Origin of the sequence: Streptomyces sp. NPDC002265 (genome assembly GCF_040296125.1) — a bacterium.
Classification (GTDB): Bacteria; Actinomycetota; Actinomycetes; order Streptomycetales; family Streptomycetaceae; genus Streptomyces.
This window is the reverse complement of the sequence record NZ_JBEOWS010000404.1, coordinates 1-8,209: the sequence shown is the minus strand read 5'-3', so window position 1 is coordinate 8,209 and position 8,209 is coordinate 1. Positions and strand designations below refer to the sequence as shown.

Here is an 8,209-nt window from a genome sequence, read left to right as displayed (position 1 = left end):
CGCGCGCTCCCCGGGGACCACGCGGTCCCCGCGGAGAGCGCCCGGCTCGCCGCCGGCGCCCTGGTCCACGCGACCGACATCCTGGTGGACGGCCTGTTCCAGGACTTGCAGGTCCTGACCCAGGAGGACGCCACCGTCGCCGAGTGCGAGGGGCCCCTGTGGCATCTGGAGCGCCTGCCCGACCGCTATGCGCTCCGGTACGACGCCCACTTCGCCCGCCGCTTCCTGGTGACCGTCATCGCCATGACCACGCGCTTCACCGACGGCAGCTTCCAGCGGCTCAGCTGCGTCGCCGAGGAACTCGCCCTGAGGTTCCTGCTGAGCGAGACGATCACCACCCTGGAACTGCACGGTCTCCTGGACGACGACGTCGCGGCCGCCCTCGACACGTTCGCCGGCAATGTCTACGAGGACATGGACCACGAGTGGCTCTACGACGGCTCGCTGCACGGCACGGACGAAACCGCCCCGGGGGCCGCACCGGCCGCCGCCCCCATGTCCTTCCGGTCCTGGTTCACCCCGTTCGACCCGGGCAGGTACGTACACCCCTCGGCGACGGACGAACCGGAGAGCGCGGCCCGCTGAGTCCCTCCGTATCCGAACGACGCCGGAACGAAGGCGAGTTCATGGGGTAAATGTGGAGGGGTTGTGTGCAGGACGTGAATCTCCTTATGCTCGCGATCTTGCAGCGGGATGCGCAAGTCGATCTCGCTCGCAAGGCGGACGGCACCCGCTGCGTGCTCTGGTGACGGAGCACCATCCACACGGGCCGACCCGGCTCGAACGGGAACGGCCGGCAAGACGGGAGCCTCATGCTTCACAAGCTCAAGACGTACCTGGGCAACTTCCTCGCCCCGAGCAGCACCCGGCCCCTCACCTGGGCGATCCACCTCGTGTGGCCCCTGGCGGCGGCATATGTGGCGTCCCTGTTCCTGGATCCCGACCCCCACGGGGACCGGATACTCCCGTTCCTCTCGGTGCCCGCCTACGCCGCCGCGGCGTACGTCTGGTGGCGGTTCGCCAAGGCCGTCAGCTGGAAGCTTCCCGCGACCCTCCAGCCGGTCGTCCGGGACCTCCTGGCCGTGGTCCTCATGATCCCGCTCTTCTTCATAGCCGGCCAGCTCGGCGTGGTGGCGATCCTCCTCGCGCTCGTCGCCGTCCCGCTGTACCTCTGGTACCTCTTCCGCAACCGCGGCACCGCCCCGAACGTCCAGGCGGGCCAGGTCTGGTGGGCCGAGGTCCCCTTCGAGGAGGACGACGGGACGAGCAAGGACCGGCCGGTCGTCATCAGGTCCGTCCACTCCGGCTCCGTCGAGGCGTTCTACGTCACCAGCAAGGACAAGGACGACCGCCCCGGCTTCACCCGCCTGGAGTGCGCCTCCACCTGGGACGCGCAGGGCAGGCAGAGCTGGGCCGAGTACATCAGGACCCGCACCGTCTCGCTCGCCGACCTGCGCCGCCCGGGCGGAGCCCTGCCGCACCAGGAGTTCGCCCGCCTGTGCGGCCTCCACACCAACGAGACCTCCGCCTGGTCCTGAACACGACCGGCCCGGCCCCGGCGGGGGACCGGGCCCGCGGTCCCGGTGACGGCGAAGGGCGCCCTGGAGGTTTCCGGGGCGCCCTTCTCTGTGGTCGTAGGCCAGGGTTGCTCAGCGCACGTCCACGTAGTCGTGGTAGCTCTCGGCGTCCACGTAGGAGCCGGACGCGAGGTAGACCGCGACCCAGGTGCCGTCCTGCTTCGCGGTGAAGCGGGCGGTGAAGCGGCCGTGGGAGTCGCTCTTGACGGTGCCCAGGGCCGTCCAGGACTTCTTGCCCTTGGCCTGGAAGAGGATGTAGACGCGCTGCTTGCCGAACGCCACCCACTTCGTGCCGCTCAGCCGCTGCAAGGTGCCGGTGGTGGTCACGGTGTGACCCTTGCGCACCGGCTCCGGACCCGCGTTGAAGCCGGTGATCCGGGTGGCCGTGCGGTTGAAGTGCACGGAGTTGGAGTAGCCGGGCTGGTAGTCCGAGGACCCCGCCGAGTACAGCCGCCAGTAGCCCTTCGGCACCGCCACGTACCCGTCGAGGTTGAAGGTGCCGTCGGCCTTCGTGTTGAACCAGCCGAGCGTCTTCCAGCCGGTCCTGCCGTCGGCCGACTGCTGGAGGTACAGCTTCCGGTTCGGCGGCACCTTGCCGTTGCTGCTGCCCATGCTGCCCTGGATGTGCAGGTTGGAGTATTCGTCGAGCCAGCTCGAACAGAAGCAGATGTGCGTCCGGTTGACGACGTCGACCTTGAGCTGCGCCTGCGAGGCGGTCAGATACGGGTCGGCGAGGTAGCCGACCGGGCTGGTCTCCACCGTGAACGTGCCGTCGTCGGACGGCAGGTACGGGTAGGTGAGCGCGAAGCGCCCGTCGGCACCGCTGGTCGCCTCGGCGTAGTAGCCCATCTCGAGCGCGACGCCCTTGGCCGGGCGCCAGGTGCCGTCGTACAGGTACTCCACGACACCCGAAGTGGACACCTTGACGCCGTAGTTGATCCGCACGCTGGGGTGGTCCAGCCGGATCCGGCTCGGGCTGACCACGACCGGCAGGGTCTTCGAGTCGACGACCACATAGGTGTTAGTGCCGTCGGGATCGGCGATCCAGAAGGAGAGGGAGACCGGCACGGACGAGCCGTCCGGCCTCGGCGCCACGTCGATCGCGTAGCTGCCGTCGGCGGCGGTGACGGCGTTGTAGGCGTACTCGGCCGTCAGGCTCAGCGGCTTGCCGGCCAGCGGCGCGGTGTCGCCGGTGATCGGGTCGAAGAGCGAGATGCGGCCGCTGAGCGTGATGTGCCGGTGCTCGGCGTCCAGCACGTCGGGGCTGATGCTGCGGTCGGCGAAGACCGGCTTCGGCTCGACGTCCACGGTGGTGGCGTGCGCCGAGGAGGTGCTGTCGCCGTCGCTGTCCTGGGCGCTGACCGTCACGTCGTAACTGCCGTAAGAGGGCAGTTGCGACATGCGCGGTGAGCGCCAGACGCCGTCCTGCGGCGTGCCGGAGACGAGCGTGAAGCCGGTGACCGTGACGGTCGACGGGCCGGCGCCGCGCAGCGCGGTCAGGTCGGCGGACACCTCGGTGACCGCCGAGTCGGAGGTGACGGCGACCGTCAGGAAGCCGGTGTCGGAAGGGTCGGAGCCGACGTCGCCGAACACCGGGGCGCCGCCGGTGCCGTCGGCGGGCGCGGGGTCGCCCGAGGGCGGGTCGGACGGGGTCTGGTCGGCGGGGGCCGGGGTGTCCGTCGGTTCGCCGACGGGCGGGTCGGCCGGGGCCGGGGTCTCCGAAGGAGTGCCGGTCGGGTTGCCGGACGGAGTGTCGGACGGGGTGCCGGTGGGCGTGTCCGCCGACGTGGGATCGGCCGTCGGGCTCGCGGTCGCGGCGGCCGCCGGGTCCTGCCCCGGCGTGTCGCCGTCGGCCGCGTACGCCGACGCGGGCGCCGCGAGGAGCGCGGCGCCCAGTGCGGCGGACACGGCCGCCGACACCAAAGAGCGTGTTCTCACTGCTGGATTCCCCCCACGGGAATGGCGCTGCCACGCTGCCCCGGGTGTGCGGAGGCCGGCCGCGCTTCGTTGTGCGGTTGCTGTGAACATGACGCAACGGATCGAACTCTAGTGCCTGCCACTGACATGCAGGCAACGGGTTTTCGGAACCGGCCGATGACCCCATCTGGCCTTACCTGCAAGGTCGTTGGCAGGTCCGTGGGGCGCTGGTGGGCGCGTTCGGCGATCGCCCCGTCAGCCGCTCCGTCAGTCGCCGCCCGCCGCCATGTCGGCGGCGGGCATCCGGACCCAGCTGCCGGGGTGGTGATAGATGCGGTCGTACCGGTAGCCCGGCATCCCGATGGTGCTGGTGCTGCGGAAGGGGCGGCCGTGGTCGTCGACGCGGACCGTGCCGGTGCGGCCCTGTGAGGACCAGTCGAGGTCGAGGTACCAGTCGCAGGTGCAGGACTCGTCGGACGCGGAGACCACCAGGACTTCGGGCTCTTGCAGGGACACCCGGTAGGGGAAGTCGAACGCGGGGATCGGCGCGCCCACCCCGTTGTTGTCGCCGGGCATCGGACGGGACAGGGGCTGGTGCGCGTCGAGGTCCACGGAGAAGAAGCGGGGGACGATGGAGGCGCCGCAGCCGTCGCTCAGGGAGTAGACGCTGCCCCGGCCGGAGGCGGGGGTGACACGGCCGACCACGCGCACGTGCAGGGCTTCCAGGACGACGGCGGCGGAGCCGCGTCCCTGCACCGTGATCCGTACGCCGGTGGTGCCCCCGTGCACCGCCCGCTGGGAGACGGCCCACGCCGCGATGTCCTCCGGGTACGGCGGCGGCGGGACCTGCCGCGGCGGCTTGGCGACGACATAGGACTCGCCGCAGCCGAAGAGTCCGGTTGTGTGCGAGTTGACGGTCCAAGTGAGCGGGGCCGACGCGGAGGGGGGTGCGGTGGCGGATGCGGTGAGGCCGAGGAGCGCGGCGACGAGCGAGACCGCCAGTGCCGCCGACCGCACGGGCCGCCGTCGGGGACGCCCGCCGTGGAGCCGAGGCCGGGGCGACGAGACCGGCTCGGGGCGCCGGCCGGCCGGCGGGACCGGCGCTGGCGCCTGCACGGCAGGACCGCTGCCGCTCGCGGCGACGGCCGGTACGCCATCGCCTGCGGAGGCGCCCGAGGCCGCTGCCTGCCGGGCGGGGGACAGGCGTGACCGTTGCCGCGCCGCGTCGGCCATGACCCACCGGTGGTGCAGTTCCATACGTTCTTCGGGGGAGGCCCCGCAGAGCGCGGCGAACCGCTCGATTCCGGCGAAGTCCTGCGGGACCGCTTCCCCGGAGCAGTAGCGGTGCAGGGTGGAGGCGTGCACGCCCACCCGGCGGGCGAGTGCCGCGTAGCTGCGGTCGGTGCGCTCCTTCAGCCGCGTCAGCGATAACGCGAACTCCGCGACGTCGTCTGCGTCATCGTGGATCGAATCCATCTGGCCCGTACCCGCCCCGTACCCGTATCCGCATGCCGTCCCGCACGGGCCGGCCCCGATGGGGCACGGCACCCCCGGCGCTCCCCCTCATACCTGCACACCGATACGCGGGGAATGGTTCCAGGACCCCCGAAGCATGAACACGCATACAGAAACAGGTGAGGCACCTCCCAGATCTGGGAGGTGCCTCACCTGCTGTTTCGGCTGTCGGGGTGGCGGGATTTGAACCCACGACCTCTTCGTCCCGAAGCAAGTTGTACGGGGGCGCTGCCTAGGGTCGGTGTGCTTCTCACCTGCGCCGATGGTCCGCAGACGTCCGTGCTCGTCCGCCGGTGTCCGTCGGCGTTGTCACGCAGTCGGACACGCACCGCTCAACGGTCAATCACGTACAAGACCGTTGTCAGTGCGCTGCGCTTGTGGTGGCGCTGCGGTGCGTGGGCGTAGGGTGCCGGCTACCCGTAATGATCAACGCTGCGCTTTGGAGTTCTTCGTGCGAATACGGCCATTGGCGGCCTTCACTGTCATTGCCCTGGCCGGCGGGACGGCCGTGTGCGTGCAGCCTGCCGTCGCGGCCCCGGACACCCTTTACGTGAACAACGCAACTCGGGCCAACTGCTCAGACGCCGGGTCTGGCACCCAGGATCAGCCCTACTGCACTCTGCAGACCGCTGCGGCGGCCGTACAGCCGGGACAGACCGTCGAGGTCACGGGCGGTACGTACAAGGGCGAGGTGGACATCACACGGTCGGGTACCCCGGATGCGCCGATCACCTTTACTGCGGCCAAGAGGGGGGCGGCGTTCGTCCATGGCGACCCTCACGCGTTTACGGTCTCAGGAGCACACGACATTGTCATCCGCGGCTTCTCCATGTCCAGCAATGCCGAGGACGTAGTCGTCACCGATTCGAGCCGCATCACGATCGACCAGAACCGGGTCCCCAGTATCGACATCCAGGGCACCGGGAGTCGAACCCCCGGCATCAGGATCACCGGTCAGAGCAGTGACGTGACGGTCAGCCGCAACCAGATGTACGGCTCCGCGGCGGAGGAGGTCCTTGTCGCGCCCGACGTCACCGGTACGGTGATCACGACCAACTGGCTCAGCGGCTACGGGGGCAGCGCCGTACTTGCGACGGACGCGCCGGGCACTGTGGTGACCAGCAACAGCATCTCCGGCGACTGCACTCCCCAGATCGCACTGGCTGGCGCCTCGACAGGTTCCACCCTCGAGAACAACATCCTGGCGGATGGCATCGGCGACGACAAACTGTGTGCGTCGGCCCCCGCAGCACACGCGAAGATCTCGATTTCGTCGGACTCGGCCCCGCAGACCATCAGTGACTACAACCTGATCCAGCCGCCGGGGTCCGGCGCCGCACCGTACGACTGGGCCGGAGTCTCGTACGCCGACCCTGAATCGCTGCTGGCGGCGACCGGCCAAGGCGGCCACGACCTCGTGGCGCAGCCAGACTTGGCGTCGGACAGTAGTCCGGCCCGTGACTCGGCTGATGCCGACGCTCCCGGCGAGTTGCCCACCGACCTGTACGGATACACCTCTGTCGACGACCCGCTCGTGGCGGACACGGGGGCGGGAACCGTCACTTTCCGGGATCGCGGCGTCGGCGAGTTCCAGGACCCGTACAACATCAGCTCGGTCACGGTCACCCCGGATCAGGGGCCGTACCCGCTGCCGGTCACGGTGACCGCCGTGGAGCTGAACCCGTGGTCCACGCCGGTGGAGTCCTACACCTTTGACTTCGGTGACGGCAGCGCACCGGTGGTCACCACCACGCCGAGCGCACAGCACACCTACACCGCGCGGCCTGCCAACGGCTACTACACGGTGAGCGTGATTGCCACGACCGCCACCCGGACGCTAGTGCCCCGGATCGGTCACGTCTGGGTCAACGAGCCCGCCCCGTTGGTACCGGCGCTGAAGCTGACCACACCTCCTTCTGCCATCGGCTGGCTGACCGTTACGGCGGACACTTCCGCCTCGACCGATGCGTGGGCCATCACCAACCGCAAGATCGACTTCGGTGACGGCAGCGCGCCCGTCGACGAGGGCACCACCACTACGGACACCCACACCTACGCCAAGCCCGGCACCTACACGGTCAGGCTCACCGAGACGGACTGGGCCGGCAACACCGCGTCCACGACCACCTCGATGACCGTCCCGACGATCCGCTTCAGCACGGCCCTGTCGCTGACCACCAAGGCCTCCTCGTATGCGTACGGCGCGACGGCGACGGTCACTGCGCACCTCGGCCCGACGTACAGCAACCGCACCGTCTCGATCTACGCTCAGCCGTACGGCGGTACGAAGACGCTGGTCAAGACAGGCACAGTGGACAGCCACGGCAACCTGGTGGCCTCGTACAAGGTCACCCGGAACACCGTCTTCACCACCGCCTTCTCCGGCGACCTCGAGTACGCCCCAGCGACGGCGTCCAGGACCGCCTACGGCTATGCGAGGGTGGCGGAGTCGCAGTCGGGCTACTACACCAGCACCTACTACGGCAGCACCCGCTACCGCGTCTACCACCACACCGCGAAGGCCCAGTTCAACGCCGCGGTCACGCCCAACAAGGCCGGCCAGTGCCTGATCTTCCGGCTGCAGAAGTACTACAGCGGCGCCTGGCACACCCAGTCCACCTCCTCCTGCCACACCCTGAGCTCCACAAGCACCGGATACCTGAAGCGGACCCTCACCAGCGGCGCGATCAACGGCAAATACCGGATGGCCGCCGAATACGTCCACAGCACCAAGGACAACACCGACCTCAACACCTGGAGCTCCTGGCAGTACTTCACCGTCAGGAAGTAAGCGAGGCAATCCCGGCTCTGCCGGGACCGGAACGACGTGAAGTCTGACTGGGCTGCCCGAACGAGAACACAGGGTGGGGGGCGGGGGGGGGGGCGGCCCGCCCCCCCACGTCCGGTACGCCCGCGTCCACGGCCTTGGCCAGTACGGTCCAGCCGGCCTCCCAGCGGGGCCGGGTGAGGTCGCTCTGGATCGCGGCGACCACCGCGATGAGGAACGCAAGTTGCCGGTCGCCGCGGTCGGGCAGGGCGAAGGCGTCCGGATCGGCGAGCACCCGGTCGGGGTCGGGCAGGTCGAGGTGTTCGAGGTAGGACAGCAGTTCCAGGCCCGCGCCGTCGCCGACGGCGCCGGTTAGCGCGGCGGCCAGCGCCTCGCGGCCGGCCCCGGCCGCGTATCCGGTGGCGAGCATCTT

At 69.7% G+C, this 8,209-nt stretch carries 4 protein-coding genes and 2 pseudogenes; 3 read left to right on the top strand and 3 right to left on the bottom strand.

Annotated elements, in window-relative coordinates:
* Window positions 1-585 (top strand): annotated as a pseudogene (locus ABT085_RS40655) (hypothetical protein); the annotation flags it as partial.
* Window positions 586-812: 227 nt separating this feature from the next.
* Window positions 813-1,538: a type II toxin-antitoxin system PemK/MazF family toxin gene (locus ABT085_RS40650; protein WP_351620353.1), complete on the top strand. Its 726-nt coding sequence runs from the start codon at window positions 813-815 to the stop codon at window positions 1,536-1,538.
* 111 nt (window positions 1,539-1,649) lie between these two features.
* Here the strand turns inward: ABT085_RS40650 and ABT085_RS40645 are convergent, their stop codons facing one another.
* Both ABT085_RS40645 and ABT085_RS40640 read right to left on the bottom strand, forming a co-directional pair.
* Window positions 1,650-3,485 carry an RAD23 family protein gene (locus ABT085_RS40645; protein ID WP_351620350.1) on the bottom strand — a complete coding sequence of 612 codons (1,836 nt, stop codon included), beginning with the start codon at window positions 3,483-3,485 and terminating at the stop codon, window positions 1,650-1,652.
* Window positions 3,486-3,761: 276 nt separating this feature from the next.
* Entirely contained in the window at window positions 3,762-4,970 is a 1,209-nt protein-coding gene (locus ABT085_RS40640; protein ID WP_351620347.1) for a helix-turn-helix domain-containing protein, read from the bottom strand.
* A 301-nt stretch (window positions 4,971-5,271) separates the two neighbouring features.
* On the opposite strand from ABT085_RS40640, the gene ABT085_RS40635 reads away from it, so the two are divergent.
* Entirely contained in the window at window positions 5,272-7,800 is a 2,529-nt protein-coding gene (locus tag ABT085_RS40635; protein ID WP_351620344.1) for a PKD domain-containing protein, read from the top strand.
* On the opposite strand, the pseudogene ABT085_RS40630 reads toward ABT085_RS40635, so the two are convergent.
* Window positions 7,790-8,209, bottom strand: a pseudogene (locus ABT085_RS40630) (hypothetical protein); the annotation flags it as partial. The gene ABT085_RS40635 and the pseudogene ABT085_RS40630 overlap by 11 nt on opposite strands.

Coding starts and splice junctions, on each gene's coding strand:
- ABT085_RS40640 (WP_351620347.1), bottom strand. CDS start 4,970: ATGGATTCGATCCACGATGACGCAGACGACGTCGCGGAGTTCGCGTTA.
- ABT085_RS40635 (WP_351620344.1), top strand. CDS start 5,272: ATGGTCCGCAGACGTCCGTGCTCGTCCGCCGGTGTCCGTCGGCGTTGT.
- ABT085_RS40650 (WP_351620353.1), top strand. CDS start 813: ATGCTTCACAAGCTCAAGACGTACCTGGGCAACTTCCTCGCCCCGAGC.